This is a genomic window from Rhodanobacter sp. A1T4 (assembly GCF_014207185.1).
GTDB lineage: Bacteria > Pseudomonadota > Gammaproteobacteria > Xanthomonadales > Rhodanobacteraceae > Rhodanobacter.
The window spans coordinates 228,010-249,935 of record NZ_JACHCP010000003.1; the positions used below are offsets into that span (position 1 = coordinate 228,010).

General features: G+C 58.1%; 15 protein-coding genes, 1 tRNA gene and 1 pseudogene. 8 read left to right on the top strand and 9 right to left on the bottom strand.

What is annotated here, in order from left to right; genetic code table 11:
• The first annotated feature begins 19 nt into the window (after positions 1-19).
• The 5 genes from HDE80_RS07320 (at position 20) to HDE80_RS07340 (ending at position 4,142) form a co-directional block, all read left to right on the top strand.
• On the top strand, positions 20-1,354 hold the full coding sequence (locus HDE80_RS07320) for a replication-associated recombination protein A (RefSeq protein ID WP_184669358.1): 1,335 nt from the start codon (positions 20-22) through the stop codon (positions 1,352-1,354).
• Positions 1,355-1,476: 122 nt separating this feature from the next.
• Positions 1,477-2,055 carry a hypothetical protein gene (locus HDE80_RS07325; protein WP_184669360.1) on the top strand — a complete coding sequence of 193 codons (579 nt, stop codon included), beginning with the start codon at positions 1,477-1,479 and terminating at the stop codon, positions 2,053-2,055.
• A gap of 109 nt (positions 2,056-2,164) precedes the next feature.
• Positions 2,165-3,445: a serine--tRNA ligase gene (gene serS, locus HDE80_RS07330; RefSeq protein ID WP_184602365.1), complete on the top strand. Its 1,281-nt coding sequence runs from the start codon at positions 2,165-2,167 to the stop codon at positions 3,443-3,445.
• Positions 3,442-3,840: an LrgA gene (locus tag HDE80_RS07335; protein WP_255483624.1), complete on the top strand. Its 399-nt coding sequence runs from the start codon at positions 3,442-3,444 to the stop codon at positions 3,838-3,840. The genes serS and HDE80_RS07335 overlap by 4 nt, the downstream gene beginning before the upstream one ends.
• A 212-nt stretch (positions 3,841-4,052) precedes the next feature.
• Positions 4,053-4,142: transfer RNA gene (locus tag HDE80_RS07340), tRNA-Ser, on the top strand.
• 642 nt (positions 4,143-4,784) lie between these two features.
• On the opposite strand, the gene HDE80_RS07345 is transcribed toward HDE80_RS07340, so the two are convergent.
• Positions 4,785-5,486: a hypothetical protein gene (locus HDE80_RS07345; protein ID WP_184669362.1), complete on the bottom strand. Its 702-nt coding sequence runs from the start codon at positions 5,484-5,486 to the stop codon at positions 4,785-4,787.
• A 96-nt stretch (positions 5,487-5,582) separates the two neighbouring features.
• Here HDE80_RS07345 and HDE80_RS07350 point away from each other — a divergent pair, with 96 nt between their 5' ends.
• The gene (locus tag HDE80_RS07350) at positions 5,583-6,491 is read left to right on the top strand and encodes a LysR family transcriptional regulator (RefSeq protein WP_184669364.1); all 909 of its coding nucleotides are present in this window, start codon (positions 5,583-5,585) and stop codon (positions 6,489-6,491) included.
• A 261-nt stretch (positions 6,492-6,752) separates the two neighbouring features.
• Here the strand turns inward: HDE80_RS07350 and pgaD are convergent, their stop codons facing one another.
• From pgaD to HDE80_RS22345, 8 genes and pseudogenes are all read right to left on the bottom strand, one after another.
• The gene (pgaD, locus tag HDE80_RS07355; protein ID WP_184669366.1) at positions 6,753-7,196 is read right to left on the bottom strand and encodes a poly-beta-1,6-N-acetyl-D-glucosamine biosynthesis protein PgaD; all 444 of its coding nucleotides are present in this window, start codon (positions 7,194-7,196) and stop codon (positions 6,753-6,755) included.
• Positions 7,193-8,440, bottom strand: coding sequence for a poly-beta-1,6-N-acetyl-D-glucosamine synthase (gene pgaC, locus HDE80_RS07360; RefSeq protein WP_184669368.1), 1,248 nt, complete (start codon positions 8,438-8,440; stop codon positions 7,193-7,195). Before pgaC ends, pgaD begins: the two co-directional genes overlap by 4 nt.
• A gap of 10 nt (positions 8,441-8,450) precedes the next feature.
• Complete coding sequence (pgaB, locus tag HDE80_RS07365; protein ID WP_184669370.1) at positions 8,451-10,346, bottom strand: poly-beta-1,6-N-acetyl-D-glucosamine N-deacetylase PgaB; 1,896 nt, start codon at positions 10,344-10,346, stop codon at positions 8,451-8,453.
• 13 nt (positions 10,347-10,359) lie between these two features.
• Positions 10,360-12,441 (bottom strand): poly-beta-1,6 N-acetyl-D-glucosamine export porin PgaA, encoded by a 2,082-nt coding sequence (gene pgaA / locus HDE80_RS07370; RefSeq protein WP_184669372.1) that lies wholly within the window; start codon positions 12,439-12,441, stop codon positions 10,360-10,362.
• 396 nt (positions 12,442-12,837) lie between these two features.
• The gene (locus HDE80_RS07375) at positions 12,838-13,968 is read right to left on the bottom strand and encodes a CHASE2 domain-containing protein (RefSeq protein WP_255483625.1); all 1,131 of its coding nucleotides are present in this window, start codon (positions 13,966-13,968) and stop codon (positions 12,838-12,840) included.
• Positions 13,969-14,034: 66 nt separating this feature from the next.
• Positions 14,035-15,633 carry a FecR domain-containing protein gene (locus HDE80_RS07380; protein WP_184669374.1) on the bottom strand — a complete coding sequence of 533 codons (1,599 nt, stop codon included), beginning with the start codon at positions 15,631-15,633 and terminating at the stop codon, positions 14,035-14,037.
• A 240-nt stretch (positions 15,634-15,873) separates the two neighbouring features.
• Positions 15,874-17,925, bottom strand: a complete 2,052-nt coding sequence (locus HDE80_RS07385; RefSeq protein WP_255483626.1) for a hybrid sensor histidine kinase/response regulator — start codon at positions 17,923-17,925, stop codon at positions 15,874-15,876.
• A 327-nt stretch (positions 17,926-18,252) separates the two neighbouring features.
• Positions 18,253-18,570 (bottom strand): annotated as a pseudogene (locus HDE80_RS22345) (hybrid sensor histidine kinase/response regulator); the annotation flags it as partial.
• A 434-nt stretch (positions 18,571-19,004) separates the two neighbouring features.
• On the opposite strand from HDE80_RS22345, the gene HDE80_RS07395 reads away from it, so the two are divergent.
• Both HDE80_RS07395 and HDE80_RS07400 read left to right on the top strand, forming a co-directional pair.
• Positions 19,005-19,658 carry a response regulator transcription factor gene (locus HDE80_RS07395; protein ID WP_255483627.1) on the top strand — a complete coding sequence of 218 codons (654 nt, stop codon included), beginning with the start codon at positions 19,005-19,007 and terminating at the stop codon, positions 19,656-19,658.
• A gap of 373 nt (positions 19,659-20,031) precedes the next feature.
• Positions 20,032-21,447, top strand: coding sequence for a diguanylate cyclase (locus HDE80_RS07400; protein ID WP_184669387.1), 1,416 nt, complete (start codon positions 20,032-20,034; stop codon positions 21,445-21,447).
• The last annotated feature ends 479 nt before the right edge of the window (positions 21,448-21,926 follow it).

Consider the following 21,926-nt stretch of genomic DNA (forward strand, 5'->3'; position numbering starts at 1 on the left):
CGCCACGGTCGCTGTTGCCATGCCTCTTTCCTCTTCGTCCCCGGGCCTGTTCCCCGAATCCGATGCGCTCAAGCCGCTGGCCGAGCGGATGCGTCCGCGCAGTCTCGACGAGATCGTCGGCCAACAGCGCCTGGTCGCGCCCGACAAGGCGCTGCGCCGCGCGCTGGAAGCGGGCAGGGTGCATTCGATGGTGTTGTGGGGGCCGCCCGGTTGCGGCAAGACCACGCTGGCGTTGCTGGTGGCGCGCTATGCCGATGCCGATTTCCGCGCGATTTCCGCGGTGCTTTCCGGCTTGCCCGACGTGCGCAAAGCGCTGGCCGAGGCCGAGGTGAATTTCGCGCAGGGTCGGCAGACCGTGCTGTTCGTCGACGAGGTGCACCGCTTCAACAAGACCCAGCAGGACGCGTTCCTGCCGCATATCGAAAAGGGCGTGATCATCTTTATCGGTGCCACCACCGAGAACCCGTCATTCGAACTGAACTCCGCGCTGCTGTCGCGCTGCCGCGTACACGTGCTGGAGCCGATCTCGAAAGACGACATCGTAGCCGCTCTCAAACGTGCCCTGGTCGATACCGAACGCGGCCTTGGCGATCAGCATCTGCAAGTGGCGGATACCTCGCTGGATTCGATCGCCCAGGCTGCTGACGGCGACGTACGCCGCGCATTGACCCTGCTGGAAATCGCCGCCGAGCTGGCAGAAGAGGGCCGCATCGATGACGCCACGCTGAGCCAGGTACTGGCCGACCGCACGCGCCGCTTCGACAAGCAGGGCGAGCAGTTCTACGACCAGATTTCGGCGCTGCACAAATCCGTGCGCTCGTCCGACCCCGACGCCGCCGTGTACTGGCTGTGCCGCATGCTCGATGGCGGCGTCGATCCGCTGTATCTGGCCCGCCGCATGACGCGCATGGCAGTGGAAGACGTCGGCCTGGCCGAGCCACGCGCCTGGCGCATGGCGCTGGACGCCTGGGATACCTACGAACGCCTCGGCAGCCCCGAGGGTGAGCTGGGCCTGGCGCAGCTGGCGATCTGGCTGGCCATCGCGCCGAAGAGCAACGCCGCTTACATGGCCTACAACAAGGCGCGCGCGGCGATTCGGGAGCAGGGCACACTCGAAGTACCCATGCATCTGCGCAATGCGCCAACCAAGCTGATGAAAGGCCTCGGTTACGGCAAGGGCTATCAGTACGACCACGACGCCGAAGGCGGCATCGCGCTCGATCAGCAATGCCTGCCCGACGAGCTGGCCGGCACGGTGTTCTACGAGCCGGTCGAACGCGGGCTCGAGCTGCAGTTGCGCGAAAAACTGCTGGCGTTGCGTGCCGCGCGCAAAGTGGCACGCAAAAATCCCTGAGCACGAGTCGATGCACTGGCGCGCCCGTCGGTGAACGGGAAACGATTGTGCGGGTGCTCTTGCAGCCGGGCCACACGCGGTCCTAGATTGTCGGCAACGCAGATAGCTGGGGAGCTCATGTCATGCGTATCTTGTATGCAGGTCTGATCGGCGGCATCGTGATGTTTGTCTGGGGCGCGGTAGCGCATATGGCTTTGGGCCTCGGCAACGTAGGCATCAGGCAGCCCGCCAGCGAGAACGTGGTGCTGAGCAGTTTGCGCGAGGGGCTTGGTGATCAACCCGGCGTCTACATCCTGCCGTCACTCGATCCGCAAAAGATGAGCGATGCCACAGCGGTTAAAGCGTATTCGGAAAAAAGTAAATCCTCGCCCTATGCGTGGCTGGTCTATCTCCCGCAAGGTGACGATCTGACCCAAATGGGAAAACAGCTTCCGCGCCAGTGGGCGTCGGATACGCTGGCGGGGCTGGCGCTCGCCTTTGTCATGGGCATCGCCGGTTTGAGTTTTCGCCGCCGCCTTGCGCTGGCCGCTGCTGCCGTGACGTTCGCCTGGCTTAATCTGCAGATTCCGTACTGGAACTGGTACCGCTTTCCGCTCGATTTCACCTGGGCCTCGCTGGTCGAACAACTGGTCGGCTGGCTGCTCGCTGGTGCGGTCATGGCGTGGTGGATCGGTCGGCAAGAGCGCAAGCTGGCATCCTGATCCGGCCGTGCTGGCACATCGCGGTTTATCTCGTGCCGAGCGCTTTCATTGCGGCCGGTAGGGCCGGGCAGCGATAATTGGCGGTTCAAGCCTTTATTTGGACTCGATCATGCTGGATCCCGCACTGCTGCGTTCGCGCCTGGCCGAAACCGCCGCGCGCCTGAAGGAAACCCGCGGCTTCATGCTCGACGTGTCCGAAGTCGAGGCGCTGGAGAACACCCGCAAGCAACTGTCCACTGAGACGCAGGACCTGCAAAACCTGCGGAACAAGCTTTCAAAGGCGATCGGTCAGGCGAAGGGCAAGGGCGAGGACGTCGCGCCGCTGATGGCCGAGGTCGCTGGCATCGGCGACGACCTCAAAGCGAACGAGCAGGTGCTGGCCGAGGTGCAGGCCCAGCTCGCCGATATCTCGCTGGTCATCCCCAATATTCCGCATGCGTCCGTGCCGATCGGCAAGGACGAAGGCGATAACCTCGAAGTCAGCCGCTGGGGTACGCCCGCGACCTTCGATTTCGCGGTCAAGGACCACGTCGAACTCGGCGAAAAACACGGCTGGCTTGACGGCGACGCGGGTGCCAAGCTTTCCGGCGCGCGCTTCACCGTGTTGCGCGGTCAGCTCGCCCGGCTGCATCGCGCGCTCGGCCAGTTCATGCTCGATCTGCACACCGGCGAGCACGGCTACCTCGAATGCAACGTGCCGGTAATCGTCAACGCCGACAGCATGCTGGCAACCACCCAGCTGCCGAAGTTCAAGGAAGACTTGTTCGCCACCGAGATCGGCGACACGACGCGTTACCTGATTCCCACCGCCGAAGTGTCGCTGACCAATCTGGTGCGCGACACCATCCAGGACGCCGATGCATTGCCGCTGCGTTTCACTGCGCACTCGCTGTGCTTTCGCGCCGAGGCCGGCAGCTACGGTCGCGATACGCGCGGCATGATCCGCCAGCACCAGTTCGAGAAAGTCGAGATGGTGCAGGTGGCCCGCGCCAGCGACTCCTACGACCAGCTCGAAGAAATGGTCGGTCATGCCGAGACCGTGCTGCAAAAGCTGGGTCTGCCATATCGCAAGCTGCTGCTGTGCACCGGCGACATGGGCTTCCAGTCAACCAAGACCTACGACCTGGAAGTCTGGCTGCCCAGTCAGCAGACCTATCGCGAAATCTCCAGCTGCTCCAACTGCGAGGATTTTCAAGCGCGTCGCCTGCAGGCACGCGTGCGCAACGCCGACACCGGCAAACCCGAACTCGTGCATACCTTGAACGGCTCCGGCCTTGCCATCGGTCGCACCCTGATTGCGGTGATGGAAAACTTCCAGCAGGCCGACGGCTCCATCATCGTGCCCGACGTGTTGCGCCCCTATATGGCCGGGCTGGATCGCATTGCATGAATGCGTCGATGCAGGGCAGCCAGGCTCAGCCGCAGGGTCGCTGGAGCAAGGTGGAGAAAGTCACGAGCATCTGCATGCTGGTCGTGCTTGCCTCGTTCATCGGCACACGACTGGCTTTCGCCACCGTGTGGGAGCTGCCCATACTCGATCTAGTTCTCTCCATCGCCGCGCTGGTGCTGGTACTCGCCAGCTTCTGGTTCGCCCGCCACCGCCGCAGTTGGCGCCTCTGGGTCATCGCCCTGGCCAGCGCTACCCAGATTGTGCCGATGGTTTGCCGTGAACCGGTGTTGTTATTTCCGCTGCTGGCCGCCGCCATCCCCATCGCCATCGTCGTCGGTTGCTTGATTGCACTATCCAAGAAAGATTCATCAGTTCGTCCAGCGCCAGGTTCCTGATAAACTGCCGCATTGAGCAAAAGCGCAATCTTGCATGGACCAAGTTTTGGAGAGATGGCCGAGTGGTTTAAGGCAGCAAGGGCTTGACGCGGAGGCAGGAAGCCGTAGCGAACATCGACGAAGTCGATGGCCCCGGAGGGGTGGAGGGCAGGATGCCCGGAATAAAACTGCCGTAGTGTCGCGCAACGCGGGACTTGCAGCGGACAATTTATGGAGAGATGGCCGAGTGGTTTAAGGCAGCAGTCTTGAAAACTGCCGTAGGTGTGAGCCTACCGTGGGTTCGAATCCCACTCTCTCCGCCAGATATGCAACTAAGCCTCTGAAATACGGGGCTTTTTTGTGGATGAAATTTCTCTACCCATGAATCTACCCACAGTGAACATGACCCTTGGGCTGCGTCGTTGGTGGGCTGTTAGACCCGATCAAATTTAGCCCTGGTTGCGTATCAAAGGATGATACGTCTACGTGTTGCCGATGTTCTGGAAGCTTCGCAAAGCCGAGAAGGCCCCCAAAAGCCTGCTGCACATTTCGTGTCGCTATCTACGCAGGTGCTGACGATCCTGTGCGAGTTGCATTCGCCCACTGGTGCAGAAGGCGCGTCATCTGTTCCTTGGTGTTGCGAGAACACGCTTGGGCTATGACGGCGACAGGATGTGTGGTCACGGCTCCCGAAGCGACCTTCGAAAGGTTGGAATTTTGATAGCCCACTTGTGTTTGAGCTTCCGCTTTTCCGTGCGGCCTCTGTAACCCGAGTGGATTCGCTCTTCGTCGCCTGCTCACCCAAATGTGGATAGAGCGACAGTCCCAGTTCGGTGGTGCTTATTTTCGTTTTCGCCACTTATCCTCGTTGCCTATCAGCGTCGACACTTTTGACTGTTTCTTTACAACCGGCGTCCTCAACAGCCTGTTAGCGTCAAATCTGACATTCACTTGCACTCAGTCAATTACGATTCAATGTTCAAAGATCGCAAATACCTGCCAGAACCATATCCCGCCGGCTTTCGTACTGCCATATAGCTCTGTGCCAGACGAAAGGATGCCTTGTCTCTATCAGTTGCATCGCCAATTCGTTGCCAAATGGCGTAGCTTTTCTCAGCAATAATCAGGAGGATGGATTGCTGCGATGTGAGCAATTCCGAGCGCTCGACCAAGTCACAAATCAGGTTTGCCGTCATTACACCCAGCAGTCTTTCATGTCGTGGCATGTCGGCTAGTAGCGGTAGCAAGGCCAAGGCTTCGGAATAGATAGTTGCGCCATGCGCAGGGTCGCCCGTCAGGATGGCGGCAGGTGTAGCCAGGGTGAAGATATAGAAGCGGTCGGCGGCATCAAAGCTTTCAAGTTCGCAAATATTGTTGCTCGCTTTGAGCAAGATCGCACGTTGTCGGCATAAACGAAGGCGCGTCGCGTCTGACATGCTGGGTTGGCTTGCTACCAGTGCCTCGATGTAGGCAATGCCATCCATCCATTCACCCAGATGCTCGCTGTGCACATGACACGCCAATGCGCCGACCTCAATGAGCTGTGGCTCACTCAACCCAGTCACTTGTAGTTTCTGTAGTTCACCTTGCACGACTTGCGGCTGCTTGGTGTGTGCCTTCCATTGCTTGGCCATGAATTCCCCAAAAGCTGATTCGCTCAATTTCACGATAAACCCTTCGCTGTAAGTGCCTGTTTCGAATATACAGAAACAAGTACTTGGCGTATATTGCAATTATCGAATTTAACTACTGCGTTCAACGCCATGTCATCGTTAGACCTGAATTTGCTCAAGGCGCTGGATATCCTTCTGACAGAAGGTAGTGTCGGCAGCGCTGCTCGGCGCATGCATCTGAGCGATTCGGCCATGAGCCGTACGCTTAGCCGCATTCGTGAACAGTTCGGTGATCCGATCATGGTGCGTGCCGGACGTTCGCTTGTGCCTACGTTGCGCGCTCTGGAGTTGCAACAGCAGGTACGCACATTGCTTGACGGCGCCGAGGCATTGCTTAAAAGCCATCCCGTCAACTTCGCTTCACTCGAACGAAACTTCACCATCCGGGCGAACGAAGGATTTGTCGTTGAGTTTGGAGGGGCACTCTTTGCGCGTTTAACGCAAGATGCGCCAGGTGTGCGGCTCAGCTTTGTGATCAAGTCGGAAAAGGATGCAAAGGCGCTGCGTGAAGGTCTTATAGATCTGGATATCGGCGTGCTTGGTGAATCCGGTCCTGAAATTCGTTTGCAGGCGCTGCTTCGTGACCGCTTCATTGGAGTTGTAGCAACTGATCACCCATTAGCTAGTGTCGGTCGCATTACAGCCAAGCGCTATACACAATATAGCCATGTCAGCGTGTCGCGCCGTGCGCTTGCGAGTGGACCCATAGATGAGGCGCTTGCCAAACAACACCTAGCGCGCAAGGTAGGTGTAGTGGCACCAAGTTTTCCTGCTGCGCTGGCCATTGCGAGGCGAACCCGGTTAGTCGCCAACGTACCCGAGCGCCAAACGGCCCACTCACGCAAGGGCATGCATAGTTTTGACCTGCCTATTTCGACGGAACCGGTAACTGTGTCAATGATGTGGCATCCGCGCAGCGACAAGGACCCCTCGCACGGTTGGCTGCGTGCCTGTGTCCTGAAAATTTGTTCGCAAGACACAGCTCTTGGCGTACTTTAATTTTCGTTTCGTCGAATGCTCCCCTAGGTGAGAGTCGACATGGGCCAACTTGTCAGGTGGTAGTCCTTGCGGACACTTCCAGATCGCCGTTGGGTGATCATGCAGGCGCGATGCCCCGCTGTTGCACTCGTGCCAGGTGCCTCAGGTTGTATGCAATCACCTTCAAGGTGATCACCGGTTTGGCTCGTGATAATTGGAGCAATAGGATGCCTGAGGCGGTGATACGGACCAGGATATCCTTCTTAAAGACGCGGTCGCAGATCATGTTTCAGACCGGGAATATGCTGCTCCGTCGTCGCGAAAATACACCACCACACAGGTTGATGTGCGCAGCAGCATGGCGGTCTCTTTTTCGACGGCGAGCTTCGCCGCCATTTCATCCAGGTCATAAGTACGCGAGTGACGGCGGCGTGGCACATGCCTGAAGCGATAGTAGTTGTAGTTGGACCACAACAGCACGATCAGCATGCACAGCGTCATGCCGGCAAGCAGCATCAGTATGTTCTGTGAACCGTTGTTGTGTTCGTGCAGGAACAGATTCACGTAGCTGGTATGCATTCCGATCAGCCAAGCGATCAAGGTGATCAGGGGCAGCCACAAGAATGACCATGCGATCCAAGCGAGGAACGTGATCCAAGCCAGAAGCACGCGCTGGATGGGACGTTGCAGGCGCGCATCTTGGATGAGGATGGTCTCGGCTTTCATCGCAGGCCCCGATCCGGGCTGGTCCACACGGCGCGAGTACCCCTGCGTTTGAGCAAGGCCTTGGGCAGCGCCACGACGGTGGTCAACGTACTCAGCAGCCAATAGACCAGTGGATACCAGATCAGCCAGTAATAATTACGACCAATGCGGGCCTCGTAGCGGCGGTCGATCATGATACTGATCAGGAACTGGATCAGGCAGACGGTGCCCAGCACGACGCCATACCATTGCGGCAATATGCTTGGCACATACAAGGCTGCAGGCATCGGCACAAATTTACCTACGGCCCAGAGTATGAAAATCCCCAGTGTCACGTAAGCCCAGACCATGCTGAGAATGTACTCCAGTGCCACCAGCCACTTGCGGCGCTGGCGCCATTTGAATAGCTCCGGCACATGGCGCAGGATCACTTCCACGCCGCCTTGTGCCCAGCGCAGACGCTGCTTCCACAGGCCGCGCAGCGTTTCGGGCATCAAGATCCAGCACAACGCGTTGGGTTCGTAGCGGATATCCCATTGACGCATCTGCAGGCGCCAGCTGATGTCGATGTCCTCGGTGACCATGTCGGTGCTCCAGTAGCCGACATCGTGAAGTGCGCTTTTGCGAAAGCAGGCGATGACTCCCGATACGGTGAAGATGCGCCCATAAACCCGTTGCGCGCGTTTGATCATGCCGATGATCGAGGAGAATTCACCCACCTGGAGTTTTCCAAGCAGGGTCGAGCGATTGCGGATGCGCGGGTTGCCGGTTACCGCGCCGACCCGCGCGCCGCCCACCATATGGCTCATCAGCCAGTGCGTTGCGTAGTTGTCCAGCAAGGCGTCGCCGTCGATGCACACCAGAAACTCGCTGCGCGCTGCCATCGCCGCCATGCGCAGGCCCATCGCCTTGCCCTGGTTGCTGGCCAGGTGAATGACCCGTAGGCGCGGTACCTCGACCAGCAAGGCGTCAAGTTGTTCGGCGGTGTCGTCGGTCGAACCGTCGTTGACCGCGATGATTTCGAAATCCGGATAACGCTGAGCGCTGAGGTAGTGGATCGTTTCACGGACCTGGGCACTTTCGTTGTGGCAGGGCACGAGCAGCGAGACGAATGGATACTCCGCCAGCGCTGGAGGGTCGACGCGCGCTGGCTGACCGCGCTCCCAACGCAGGTAATACATCAGGCTGCCACTGATCCAGATCAGCGACATGGTTAGTGGATAAAAGAAGGCGTAGTTGAACAGCCAGTTGACTACAGTATCCATGCGCATCGCTTCATTTCTTCGGATACGGATAGGTGGCCGCCGAGATGGCCGGTCGGATTGTTTCGAGCAGGGGCGTGTCGGTGATGAAATCGTCCGGGTAGTAGCCCAGATGCCGCACGCCATGTGCCTGCAGCAAGGCCATTTGATGAGCCAGGACGGCCGCCGGTATCGGTTGCTTGCTGTGCCAGTCAAATGCAGCCAGCTCGAATAACGTGCGATTCAAACCATTCGGCTGTGCGGCGACAGCCTTCACCAACCGAAGAAACCAGCCGTCGCTCGCCGTCTGCTGATCCAGCTGCGGCATCGCCATCAGCGCGGTGAAATCGTAAGCGGCGTTGAACGCCGGCAGACTCTGTGCGAACCATGCTTCGACGGCCGAATCGAGTACTGGCCGCGCATAAAGATTGCGTGCCGTCTTGATCTGCGGACGCCAAGGCCTCACGCGTGCTGCCAGTTCCCTGGTGAAATCAATCAGCGCCTGTGTGCGTTGCACCGGTGCCAGCGCAGCCCATGGCCCGAGGTTGTCGGTGTCGCGCAGGTAGGCATCGTCGGAGAACAGCAAACCATCCATCGGTGCGTGCATGGCAAGGTCTTCGTAGACATCGCCGATCATCTGACGTACTCGCGGGTCCCAGGGCGCCAATCGGAAGTGGTCTTTGTCATTCGCGCCACCCTTGCCGAGTGCCGGCAGCCCCGACGCATTCGGAAAGCGGAATGCGAGCACCGGCATCCAGGCATACACCGGCACTTCGGTACGGATCGACAGCTGCCACGACACGCGTGCGAACAGGTCAGCGCGCATCGGCAGATGCCGGTTGGGGAAATATACTGCCTTGGCCACGCCATCGCCGTCCGGATCGGCATAGGCCTGCAGCCAGACCTGGGTCGGCTTCAGACGCTGGATACGGTCGAGCAACGCCGAGAGATTCTTCTCCTGCTGTGCGGGATCGCGATCGTAGACGTAGTCCAGGTCCACCTGCACGACGCGCTCGGGCGCCACTTCGGTCTGCTCCTGATAGAGCATCAAGGCCAACCCGTTGACACTGATGTTGTCGGCGATCAACAGGCGCGGAATTGTCTGACCCGGTGCCAGCACCGGGAATTTCTCGTCCAGGCTCAGTGAGACATCCATCCCGGCGGCTTTTGCCTCCTGCTCGGCGACCTTGCTGTAGGCGCCATAGGGCCACACGATGGCGCGCGGTCGCCGGCCGGTCTCGTGCTGGATTTCATCGGCGCTGCGCATGAAATCCGCGCGGACGCGCGCGCGATATGTCTGCTCATTTTCGTAGCCGCCATGCTTGCCGTCATAAGCCAGGTAAGCGGCAGCCGGCAATTTGTTGCCCTGTGGGTTGGCGATGATGCCACGGTGCAGATCGTAGGTATGCGAGGCGATCTCGACCAGGCCGGATGCCTGCATCTCGCGCACCTGCGCCCAGCTGACAAAACACTCGCGCCCGCACTGCTCACCGTTGTAGTCGAAACTCTCGCCGTCCCGCTGATCCATCCATGAATTTTCTACCGCAAACAGCGCTGGGTAACGGTAGGCACGCAACAGCGGATAAACGCGCGTGTAGAAGCTGAGCATGCCATCGTCGAAGGTCAGCAGCACTGCTTTGTCCGGCAAGCGGCGACGACCGTGCATCGCCTGCACCACGTCCTCCAAGCTGACCACATTGAAGCCGTTGGCGCGCAGCCAGTCGAAGTGCGCGATCAGATGGTCGGTGCTGATCGCGTCAATGTCCGAAGGCCCGGCATCGCGGATATCGTCGTGCACGTCGTGGTAATTGAGCACGGTCAACGCCGGCATCCTGCCGCCGGCAGGTATCGGCCGCGTTAGCGCGTCGAAACGATCGGCGCGTGCGGCCACCGGCAATGCCGCGAACAACAGCAGTGCAAGCGTGGTCATCAACCAGCGCATCTCATTCGCCCCAATGCATGGTCAGGTCCAGCATGACGCGCGACTCGCGCTTACCGTCATAGGGCTGGTTGGACCAGCCAAGACCCCAGCCGAAACTCAAACCGTTGTGCGGCTGAAAGGTTTGCCCGTAGCGCACCTCAGCGATCCAGCCTGAGCCGTAGCGATACTCCTGATATGTGCCGAAAGAGACATCGATGCGCTGCCGCCACTCGTTCTCGTAGCGCTGGTAGAGCATGCTTTCCAGTCGGCTGGTGAACATCGCCCAGCGCGCCCATTGCGGGCTGTAGTAGGGCACATTGGTCAGGGTGTTGTGCGTGCTGCCCACAGTAGCGCCACCGTCCAGCGTCAAATACGGCGCGGTATACAGCCGCTGAACCAGCGCAGCTTCCCAGCCGTCGCGGTGATCACCGTCGCTGAAGAGATCGCGCGCCGCAGTCAGCTTGACCGAGGTCAATTCGCTCGCGCGCCATTCGGCAGATGCATCGAGCGCGTGCGCGGTGATGCCGGCAGCACTCGCCTCCAGCGGCGTATCCGTATCGCCGACCGTGCTCCAGTCGGTCGAGAATAGCCAATGATCAGTGGCGGCCCACTTCAACCCCGCTTCTAACGCGGTTCGGCGCGTCTGACTGCTGATGCCAGGCAATACCTGCACGTAGGCCTCCAGTCCACGCTCATAGAAACGCACGCCCATCCCGGCACGCTGGCGTTCGGCGGTACTGTCCTGCAAATCCGCGCCGGCCAGCCGGGTGATGCCATAGATACGCCAGTGGTCGGCGAGCAACGGACTTTGCAGCGTAGCCTCGGTCTCGTGATCGTCGTCGCCGTAGGTTGGCGTATTGCCCCAGCCACGATCATATGTAATGTCGAACTGCCAATCGCGCTGGTGGTCCCAGTCGTGCCGCGTCTGCTGTGTCAGCGGGTCGCGAGGTTCTACCGTCTCGACTTCGCGCAATGCGGTTTCGACGCGGGGGAAATCGTTCAGCTCGCGCCAGTCGTCGATGATACCTAGACGCACCTGCGTATCGTTGGGATCGATGCCGAGCGTGGTTACCAGCGTATCTTCCGATTGCCGCGGCCAGCCACGTGCGCGCTGCGTGTTGCCTTGTTCGCGGCGCAACATGCTGTCCAGCGGTGCCTGAGCCGCCAGAGCACTGATGCGTTGGTCGGCGTCGCGCAGCAGCCACATATACCGGCGCCATAGCGCGGCATGCAGATCGGCTTCGGTCTTGTGCGACGACGGCTGCAGCTGCGTCGTGCCATGCCGTGCCAGCCACACAGGCTCGGCTGTCGCGGCGCGGTCGATCAACAGCTGGGCATCGTGATAGCGGCCCGATTCCATATAGGCGTACATCAGCCCGATGCGCGGATCGTCTTCCTCTTCCGGATACGGTCCCGCTATGCGCCGAATGCTGTCTTCATACAACGGTATCGCACGCTCGGGCTGGTGCTGTTTAAGCAGCGCATCGGCCACCGACGCTTCGGCATACGGCGGCAGCGGCTGCTCGTGCAGAGGTCGTTCTGAGCGCCGCATGGCGTTGTAGTCTTGCACGGCTTCGGCGGCGCGCTCGGCCTGATCGTAGGCGATCAGGCGATCGATGCGTGCGCGCAGGCTTGCTTCGCCGGCATGCGCGGAGACCACTTGATCCAGCGTGGCCACGGCGTGATCGGCTTCGGCATAGGGATGGCGAGGATCAGCCGGTACCGCGCGGCTCCATCGAGTCTGATGAGCGCCCAGATCCGCCTGCAGTTTGGCCTGGTCGGCGTCACTCATGGCTGGGTGAAGCTGCTTTGCCAGGGCCTGCGCCTGCGCGGCTGCGCCCATTTCCGATAGCAGCTGTATCTGCAGACGAAGCGCATCGGGATAGCCGGGCCTGCGCGCTAGCGCGTCTTCGCATAAGGCCAGCGCGTGCATCCGTTGCCCTGCGGCTTGTTGGGCGCGCGCGTCGTTGAGCAAGCGTTCCGCTGTTGCGTCACCATTCTTGCCGGGTGTACTTGCAGCGTGTGCCGAAAGAGTCGGTACGGCCAGCATCAACGCAAGATATAGCCGCCATCGACCATGCTTCCTATGTTGACGCGCAAGCATGTTGAGCTCCGTGTTTCATCAATAGGTGTCGGGGTTCAGACACCAATCCTTGATCGACGTCCACGCTGGGCAGGGGGAGGCTGATTTCTCTTCGACTTTAGGCAAGACCAGCTCCGCCTGCGGCTTGGAGGCCGAGATTTCAGAACACTGGTTCATGGGGCGCGAGCATGGCCCTTATCACTGGTAGGTGGGGCGGCTCGACTAGTGCTTTCAGTGATTAAAAATGTGCTCAGCGCACATAGTGCGTTCTTCATCCGCATCAATGAATAGGACAATTCCTAAAATTCCGGATCGTTGTTGGGTTTCAGGTGTGCAGTGTCCTCGTACTTCCGAGTCACTCAGAAGTAGAGGTGGCTGATCGAAACAGGGTTTCTCCACGAAGTGACATCAAAACCGTCAATGACGATCTTTCCGCAACAGCAGGCTCCAGGCTATATATTCGAAACCGAGAATCAGCAGGCATGCTGTCGGTGGCCACCAGATATAAAACACCCGCAGTAAGCCAAGACACAACAAGAGCACAGCACACCATGCAGCTAACAACGGTTGCCAGGCGCGTCGAAAACCCGGTAGCCCATACAGCAGCAATGGCAGAGTCAACATGCAACCACCCAGCAAGAATTGACCGAGAAAACTCAGGGGGGTGACGAGCATGCCTCGCTGCAAAGACTCAAGCACATTGGCTTGATATTCCACGCCAGGCATTGATCCGTCAGGTGTCCGGATGATGTCGCCTAATCCTTCGGCGGTCGCACCAATCAGCGCCCAGCGTCCTTTTAATAGTGAGGCCGACACATCACCATCCAGCACGTCTGCGTAAGACAAGCGACCAAACGTGCCTTCCGGGCCGGCGTAACGCAGCAACACATAGTTGTCGCGCATCCATAGATAGGGCGAGGCATCATTGCTTATGGGATCGTGCATCCCGGGCAAGGGCGCGTTGCTGCTGGGCTGGCTGAGTTGACGGAGTGCCAAGGCAAACGATGGCCAGTACGAACTACCCAAACCGGCCTTGAGGTAGACGCCACGTACCAGATCATCGGCATCCTTGGCAACGTCGACGTGGCCGAGTGCCGCTACGCTCTGCGCAATGATGGGAGCCGGCAGCGCTTCCTGAAGTGGGCCACCCAGATCGATGGCTTCGGCGAATACCGGCATCACTACCTTGCCGTTGCGTTGAATCGCATTTGCGAGTAACTGGTCATCGCGCGAGTTATCGTTTTCCGACACGGACATGGTTATATCCATGCCGATACCGCGCACGCCGTCCGCTGTAAGGCGATCAATCAGCTTAGCATGTACGGAGCGAAGCCATGGCCAGCGTCCCAGCGCGCTCATGCTCTTGGGATCGATGGAAACGATCACTACGTCGTTATCGGGCGTGTATTGCCAGTGGCGCAGATGCAAGTCGTAGAGCGAATTGTCCAGGCGCGTCGTCATGCCGACGGCGATCAACAGGGTGAGCAAGCCGATGCCGGCCATCCAGACCATGCTGCGCACAAGCCACACAAAAGCGCTGATAGGCATCAGCGCCTCGCGACTGGCGTGCAGTGGTGACGGAGCGTGTGGTCGAAAACGAACCTCATGCGGCTCTTATAGCAAGATCCACAACAGCACGCTGCCACCGCCAATAGCGGCGATGCGACAAGCCATGCAGGATATCCTGATCTTCTGGGTTTCGCCCCATGGGCCTACATAGCCATCGGTGTCGATGGTTTGCATGCGTACGTACCATGTTCCCGAACCGGGTTTCTGGATTTGAAGCACCGGTTGCTCCACGGTTTGATCAACCTGTGGATGCGCGAAATCGGGGTGGCGATCCAGCTGGATGTGATGGCGCTGGCCCGGTGAACCAGCGGCCCAGCCAAAGCTAACTAGGTGCCCAGACGGCTTGGGCTTGCCGACTTCGGGTACGGGCGGTTGCGGAACAAGGTCGAATGGCATGGCATTGCTGAAAGGACCTTGCTTGCCGCTGCTATCGCGGCTGGCGATACGCCAGTAATAACGGCCATAGGGCAATGCTTGTGGTGCACGTACGCTATCGCCGGTGAGCTTGGGTTCGGCTGCCAGCAGTTGAGTAAATTGCGCATCGCTGGCGAGTTGCCACACGTAGGACGCTGCCTGCAGGTTCTCCGTCCAATGGAAGCTTGGACGTGTATCGCGCACCTTGCTATCGGGTAGAGGCTGCATGACCAGTGGTGGTTGCGGATGACCATTGATATGCAGAACGCAAACGCTGTCCTCTCCCTCCAGCCGACTGGCATCGATGCCATGTACACGCACGGCGTAATCGCCATCGGGCACGTCAGGCAGGCCGAACTGCGGTGCACTGGTGACATGGTCGAGCAGCAGGGTTTCGAAACGGTCATTGGACGCCATCTGCACCCGATAGCTCTTCGCACCGTCAAGCGCCGTCCAGCCAAAGGCGTAGGGCAATTGATTGACCGGTTGTGAAGGGCAGTGCAGCGTGGGTGCGGACAACAACGGCTGCGCCTGCTTCGGTCCACTGCCGTTGGCGACGGCAACGCCGAGGCCTTTCTGCACAAGAACGTGAGAATGATCGCCAGCTACGTCGACACGCCCGGTGAGTACTTCGGTCTGGGATTGATCCGTATCGGTCGCCACGCGAAAGTGCGTGCCGCGAACACTGGATACCGTGCCGGGTGTTTCCACACTGAAGCGTGCAGCCGCCCCCGTCATCGGCGTCACGGCACTCGATACGCGCCCGTGCTGCAGACGCAACCGGGTGTCCACCATGCCTGTGCGGCCATAGGCGCTCATCTGATCCAGGTCGAGCTGGCTATTGTCCTGCATCAGCACGCGCGAGCCATCGGCAAATTGCAGTGTGAGGCTAGCGTCCGCATCCGTGCTCAGGCGTGTGCCATATGGGAGTGTCATGCCAGTGGTGATCTGCACGGGTTGCGTCTGCCCGGGGAGCTGCACGTGTGCGTTACCGGCTACTGCAATTACCTCCGCGCTGGTTGGCTGGACGTGCAGCCACGCAATCGGAATACGCAGGCTCATGCCCGGAGGGAGATGGTAGGGATCGGCGACTTTGTTGTAGTCGCGGAGCTTTTGCCAGGATACCTCGGGTTTGAGATATCGACTGGAAAGGTCCCAAATATTGTCGTGGAGGCGAACGCGATACGTCCAATCCGACGCAAGAGCCGCCGGTATAACCAACAATGTCAAAAGGACCGCCGAAAGCTGTTGCAGGAACCGCTTGTTCCGTATGGAATACACCATGGTTCTCCCTGGTAAAGCTATGCAGCCGGGAAACTGCATTTACGAACGCCCCCCTCGTTACGAGTCAGCTGTTGGCTGGCGACCTTGGTCCGGGGGTCGACAGCCTGAGCTGAATAGATATGTTTTGAATTCTGCGGCAGTTGGAAGGGAAATACCAACTGGTAGCCATTTCAGTTGGACATCAATTCATGAAATATCTGCCTGCCGTGCCAGTTCGGCCAGCAGCTTTCGAAGGTCCTGAAGGTAGTGTGGCAGTTGTTGCAGTGCTTCGTACGCACGCGCTCCGGTCAAGCGTTCCATTAGAAGGCGTCCGTCGGTAATGACTCGGTCGGCCGTGAATAGCTGCAATGCACCTAACATGCGATGCAAAGCTTGCATGGCCTGTTGGCTATCGCCGATGACGATTGCCTGTTCGAGTTTCTCCAGGTCAGCGCCACCGGTGTCGATCAGCATTTGGAGCATTTCGGTACGAAGTATCTGCATGCCAGGTTCAGCAAACACATCGTCGTGAGTGGTAGCTGGCGTGTAGACAGTTTTCTCGCTGATGGCTGTCGATCGTGGCATCCATAGCCGAATCATGTCTTCGAGTTGATGAAGCTGTACTGGTTTGCTCAGGTAATCGTCCATACCGGCACCGCGACAACGCTCAATTTCGCCATCCAGCACATTGGCGGTCATGGCAATAATCGGCAAGCGGGCAAGTCGGTTTTCCTTTTCCTCGTGCTGGCGCCACTGGGTCGCAAGCTCATACCCATTCATCAGTGGCATCTGGCAATCGGTTATCAGCAATGTGTAATCGGTCTGGCACAAGGTCTCATAAGCGGCATGACCATCGCTCACTACGTCGCAAGACCAGCCGAGCAAATCGAGTTGGCGGCGTATGAGTGATTGGCTGACCGGGTGATCTTCGGCAACCAGAATATGCCCATGCGTTTGCTTGGGCTCATCGACATAAGGCGTTGGCGTGAGCGCCGCGCGCGCGCGACGGGAAGAAGCATTAAGTGGTTCCAGGGCAAGCATGCAGACACGGACAACGGTTTGCCACTTCAACGGATTGGCATTGAGCACAATAAGCTCATCGCCTTCACCTTCATGTAACCCGCTCGGTGCAAGCGATCGGATATCTACGAAGATAGATTGTGCGGCTATCATGCCCGCGCTCCCCTGATCGTCCATATCGATAAATAGCAAGTTGGCCGCAATACCTCGACGCAACGGTTGCGAGGGTGGGATCTTCTCAACGGTAAGACCGAGTGCTATCAAATGCGCAGTCAATGCGTTCGCAATGCCGATCGAGCTTAACCGCACGATGGCGTGTCGTTCGAGAAGGCCCGTTGGGCGATCGATTTCGCGTTGCGCGACCGGAAGGCGCAGTTCAAGCGTGACCTTGGTACCTTCTCCGAGTCGGCTACTCAGTTCGACGGTACCGCCCATGAGTTGTAAAAGATGGCGGCAAATAGTCAGCCCCAGCCCTGTGCCTCCGTAACGACGAGTGGTCCATGACTCGGCCTGTGAGAAGGGTGTAAACAGGTCAGCCTGCTTGTCGGCAGCGATACCTATGCCTGTGTCGGTGACGCTCAGGCGTAGACGCTGATAGTGGCCATCGTCACCAAGCACTTGCAGCCCGACAGCCACGCTACCGCGTTCGGTAAACTTGCTGGCGTTGTTGAGTAAATTGAGCAGTACTTGACGGATACGTACACTGTCTCCAAGCAGCTTTCCGGCAAGCGTTGCATCCGCGCCAACCTCGATATGCAGACCCTTTTTGTGCATGGGAGTTGCCATCGTACCGACGACGTTGTCGATCAACGTGCGCAAGTCGAACGGTGCATCGTCAAGGCGCATGTTGCCGGCTTCGAGTTTGGAGAAATCTAGTACGTCATTGAGTACCTGCATTAGCACGCCTGCGGAGTCCTCGACTGCATGCACCAATTCATGCTGTTCCGGATTGAGTGGTGTGTGTCCCAGGAGTTCTAGCATGCCAATGACACCGTTCATGGGCGTGCGTATCTCATGGCTCATGGCTGCAAGAAAATCTGCCTTGGCCTTCGATGCGCGCTCGGCCGCATCGCGCGCTGCGCGAAGTACCTCGTTGTGCGCGTTTATACTGGTGGTGTCGATGAAGTAGCCGATCCAACTCACGTCATGGTCGGGTAACCGACGAGCCACCATGACCAGATGGATCCAACGTAGGCCCTCTGCACCGTAGGCGCGAAAATCGAGCGTGAAGCTGCGCATATGCCGCGCGGCGCGTCGAAGCAGTTGTCGCAAGGCAGGAGCATCCTCGGCGTGGATGCGATCCTGAAATGGCCAGTCGCGCAACACGTCCCCCTTTTCCAGTAGGTCTGGAAGATCCAGGCCGAAGAGTGCGTTGAGGTTGCCCGCGTTAAAGGCCAGTCTGGGTAGCCGGTCGTTGCCGCGACGAACGGCGAAAACGACCACTGGAATGCGTTGGGTGATTTCGCGCAGACTCTGCTCGGTGGCGCGTGCATTGAGCTCGATCTCGCGGTATTCGGTAACGTCCAGTAGCACGCTTATGGTGCCGCCAGCTTCACCATCAGGCATGTGAATAGGGGACTCGAGGAACAGGCCGGTCCGTTGGCGACCATCGAGGCTCTGGTAGTCGAGTTCGCAGCGCTGTACCTTGCGCTCGCGAAGAGTGTCAAGACTCAGCCGATGGATTCTCTGCTCGGCGAGGGTGCCATCGGCCATCACCAGCAACCGGTGCTCTTTCATTTCCGGGCTTGTCCGTCCGATCGTCAGCACGGGGTCGATACCGAGCCGTAATTGGCACGCGCTGTTTAGCATGCGATACACGCTTGCCACGTCCCTCAACATTACGGGGAAAGGTATGGCGTTCAGCAGTGCCTGTGTCATCGCCATCTGTTGCTGGAGCTGCTCGTTGGCTTCGGTCAGCTTCTGGTGTTTCAGGTAAACCAACCGCAGCGCGAACAACGCAAATAGCGCGGTTAGGCTCAACAGGCCGGCGAGAATCTCTACGGTGACGGAAATGGATGCTGGCCCGGAGTCTATCCAGCTAGTACTCAGAATGCCGATGATTGTTGAAGTCTTCACGACAATGGTTCGGTCATGGGTGGTCAGATTCCTAGTGATGCCGATTCCCTGATGAGAGGGCAGGCACGCCTGTCATAATGCCTGCTTGCCGATCAAGATCAATCCATTGCGTGAAGTCACTGGACGTCAATGCACTTCGGTAGCAATGTAGTCAGGCATAGGGGCACGATTCGTGTCGCTTGTTTCGAAGTCTTTAACGAATGCAGGCTATGTCAGAGAACGGTCCGATAACCCGAGTCATCATGGCTGATGATCATCCTGTCGTGATGCTTGGGATCCGAGCGCTTCTCCACGAACGGAGCGACCACATGCGTGTGACCGGTGAGGCAAGTAACGGCGGCGAGTTGCTGGCTCTGCTTACCCAGCAGGGCTGCGATCTGCTCATTACCGATTTTTCGATGCCATATGAGGATGATTCCGGGGACGGACTGCCCTTGCTGAGGCGGTTGCGTAGAGATTATCCCAGCCTACCTATCATCGTCCTCACCATGATCCATAATCCGGCACTGATTCGCGGCATGTTGGACGCGGGCGTCAACGGAGTGGTGGGCAAGGTCGCGATGATGAAGGAACTGCTCCTGGCTATCGGGGCAGTGATGAATGGACGCACTTACCTTTGTGAGAGCATGCGCGAATACACGAAGGAAAAGCTGTTGCCGCGCCCTCAAGCTGGAACTGCGACGCAGTCTGCCGGTAATGACCCAGCTGTCCTGTCAAAGCGCGAGGCCGAAGTGGTGCGCCTGTACGCGCAAGGCCTCTCGATCACGCAGATTGCCGAGCATGTCCATCGCAGCGTAAAAACCGTCAGCCAGCAGAAAAACGATGCCATGCGCAAACTCGGCATCATAAGCAATAGCCAACTTTATGAGTATGCACGGGCCTACGGTCTGTTCTAGGTATTCATAAATGCTTTACGTGTAGTCGCGCGTGAAGCTAGATCCTCCGGTAAGGATCTCCTGCGCCGCCTTCTCGCGGAACCCGCAATAGTTCGACAGAACCATGTCGGTCGCTAACGGCATATCTGTGGCGCCAACGCCTCAATTTAGGAATCGTCCGATTCTGGTCTGGGTCGGCTTGCCGCATCCTGCTTGCCAATAACGTAATCATTTCCACGCTTCGGGGTGAGTTCTCCCAGAGACAGAGATTGCGGCCAGCTTCCGCATGTGCAGGATGCGCATGCGTCGATGATAACGCCGGCGACCGTCGAGATTCGCTCCCTGAATCTCGACGGTCGGGATAGCTTTAGCACGTGGCCCGAAGGGGGCGAGAATGCTTTCCAACCAATGCATTTCTCGTCATAACTCAGATCCTGATGGCCTCGTTGCCGTGCCGTTGCACAATACGAGGAACCTGATGTTTTCAGTCTTGACCAACGAGGCACTCGATCGGCTGCACGCCTTTATCAACACTCATTCGGAGCGGCGATGGGAGGTGGACGAGCACTGCCGATATATCGACGTATCACAAGGTTTGCTTAACTTGTTTGGTCGCGAGCGCAGCGAAGTATTGGGCAGGCCGGTATACGACTTCATGACATTGAACGAAGCGGATCGCATTTCGCGCATCTTCGCAAGCAAGCCCATCCTCCCTTACTCGGAAGCTATCTCACATCATCTTCGACCAGATGGTCGGACGATTGTGATCGAATCCTGCGCTGTGCCGTTGAAAAGCGAAGATGGTGCCTTGAAGGGGTATCGAGGTATCGCACACGAGGTCGCCCATTTAGACCTACTACACAGCGACAGCGCATATCGGATGAAAGCAATCTACGACACCGTATCCGTTGCACTTTGCCTTCTCAGCCGAGACGGACGATACCTCTCCGCGAACGCAGCCTATGCCGCAATCCACGAGCTATTACCCGATGCATTGGTCGGCCGCAAGGCCAGTGAATTGCTGCCAGGCGCTGGTGAAATGGTACGTAGCGACCTTCTGTTGATGGATGCTGGTCAAGAGGTGCCGGACCACGAAATCGAATGCCGTGGACGGATCTATCTAGTTTCGGTGAGCCCACTGCAGAATCTAGAGGGGCAGGTGGCTGGCATTACGATGGCGTTGATGGATATCACCGAGCGTAAACGTGCGGAGCGCAAGTTAGCAGAAACAAATCAGCAGCTTCTGCACTACGCAAGCCACGATTACCTGACTGGTTTGGCTAACCGGCGCCACGTAGACGAGACGCTCGCGAAAGAAGTTCGACGTGCGATGCGCGAACGGAGACCGCTTTCGCTATTGATGGCGGATGCCGATTTCTTCAAACGATATAACGATCACTACGGCCATTTGCTAGGTGATCAGTGCCTGCATATGGTGGCGTCTCATCTCAAAGACGCCATGAATCGGCCCAGCGATTTGATCGGTCGGTACGGTGGCGAAGAGTTTATTGCCATCATGCCTGCCACCGATAAGGTCGGGGCACTGAAGATCGCCGAGGATGTCTTGCGCACGATCAGCGATTTGAACATGCCACATGTCGAGAGTGATTACGGCATAGTAACGTTGAGCATTGGCGTGGCGACTCTCGAACCTACTTCGCAGCTATTGACAGCTGAAGCCAATGTGCAGGTACTTCTAAGTGCTGCAGATCGAGCCCTTTATGAAGCCAAGGCTGCTGGCCGAAATACCATATCGATCGATTCGTCCCTTCAGAAGCTTTCTGGGGGATTGCTGAATCGTACGCGTTGAGGAGGTATGGCGAAATGTTGCTCTTCTTAAAGTGCACAAGACATGATTGAACATCCGCACCACATTCAGTCCGTATCACATTCAATTGGATTGGATTGTTGATCGATCACAGCGATGAGATATATCACCAGTGTAGCCATGTGTTTACGTGCAAAGCAGGTCGCATGCTGCATAAGCAAAACATGTTTGCTATCGCATTGGCGGTTTTTTTAGGAATTGTCTGATGCCACTCACGATACGGCGTAGGCACTATTATTTCCACAGCGCGACATTTGCTGATCGGTTCTGATAAAAATCAGGCTGACTTGGTTTATGTGTCCGTTGAACACTTTTCCACAAACTCAAGGATTGGTTTGGGTCAACGAATCTACGTTGACGACAGGTATGAACCGGCCCCCTGTGCTCATGCTTGTCGGAAATTTGCAAGAAACTGAAGGGTTTTAGCGCCAGCGGATGAGATGCATAGTGAAGTATTTATG

What these genes read in the sequence shown, in the direction of transcription:
- HDE80_RS07320 (WP_184669358.1), top strand. Translation starts at nt 20, where the DNA reads ATGCCTCTTTCCTCTTCGTCCCCGGGCCTGTTCCCCGAATCCGATGCG.
- HDE80_RS07325 (WP_184669360.1), top strand. Translation starts at nt 1,477, where the DNA reads ATGCGTATCTTGTATGCAGGTCTGATCGGCGGCATCGTGATGTTTGTC.
- serS (WP_184602365.1), top strand. Translation starts at nt 2,165, where the DNA reads ATGCTGGATCCCGCACTGCTGCGTTCGCGCCTGGCCGAAACCGCCGCG.
- HDE80_RS07335 (WP_255483624.1), top strand. Translation starts at nt 3,442, where the DNA reads ATGAATGCGTCGATGCAGGGCAGCCAGGCTCAGCCGCAGGGTCGCTGG.
- HDE80_RS07350 (WP_184669364.1), top strand. Translation starts at nt 5,583, where the DNA reads ATGTCATCGTTAGACCTGAATTTGCTCAAGGCGCTGGATATCCTTCTG.
- pgaD (WP_184669366.1), bottom strand. Translation starts at nt 7,196, where the DNA reads ATGAAAGCCGAGACCATCCTCATCCAAGATGCGCGCCTGCAACGTCCC.
- pgaC (WP_184669368.1), bottom strand. Translation starts at nt 8,440, where the DNA reads ATGGATACTGTAGTCAACTGGCTGTTCAACTACGCCTTCTTTTATCCA.
- pgaB (WP_184669370.1), bottom strand. Translation starts at nt 10,346, where the DNA reads ATGACCACGCTTGCACTGCTGTTGTTCGCGGCATTGCCGGTGGCCGCA.
- pgaA (WP_184669372.1), bottom strand. Translation starts at nt 12,441, where the DNA reads ATGCTTGCGCGTCAACATAGGAAGCATGGTCGATGGCGGCTATATCTT.
- HDE80_RS07375 (WP_255483625.1), bottom strand. Translation starts at nt 13,968, where the DNA reads ATGCCTATCAGCGCTTTTGTGTGGCTTGTGCGCAGCATGGTCTGGATG.
- HDE80_RS07385 (WP_255483626.1), bottom strand. Translation starts at nt 17,925, where the DNA reads ATGCGCAGCTTCACGCTCGATTTTCGCGCCTACGGTGCAGAGGGCCTA.
- HDE80_RS07395 (WP_255483627.1), top strand. Translation starts at nt 19,005, where the DNA reads ATGGCTGATGATCATCCTGTCGTGATGCTTGGGATCCGAGCGCTTCTC.
- HDE80_RS07400 (WP_184669387.1), top strand. Translation starts at nt 20,032, where the DNA reads ATGCTTTCCAACCAATGCATTTCTCGTCATAACTCAGATCCTGATGGC.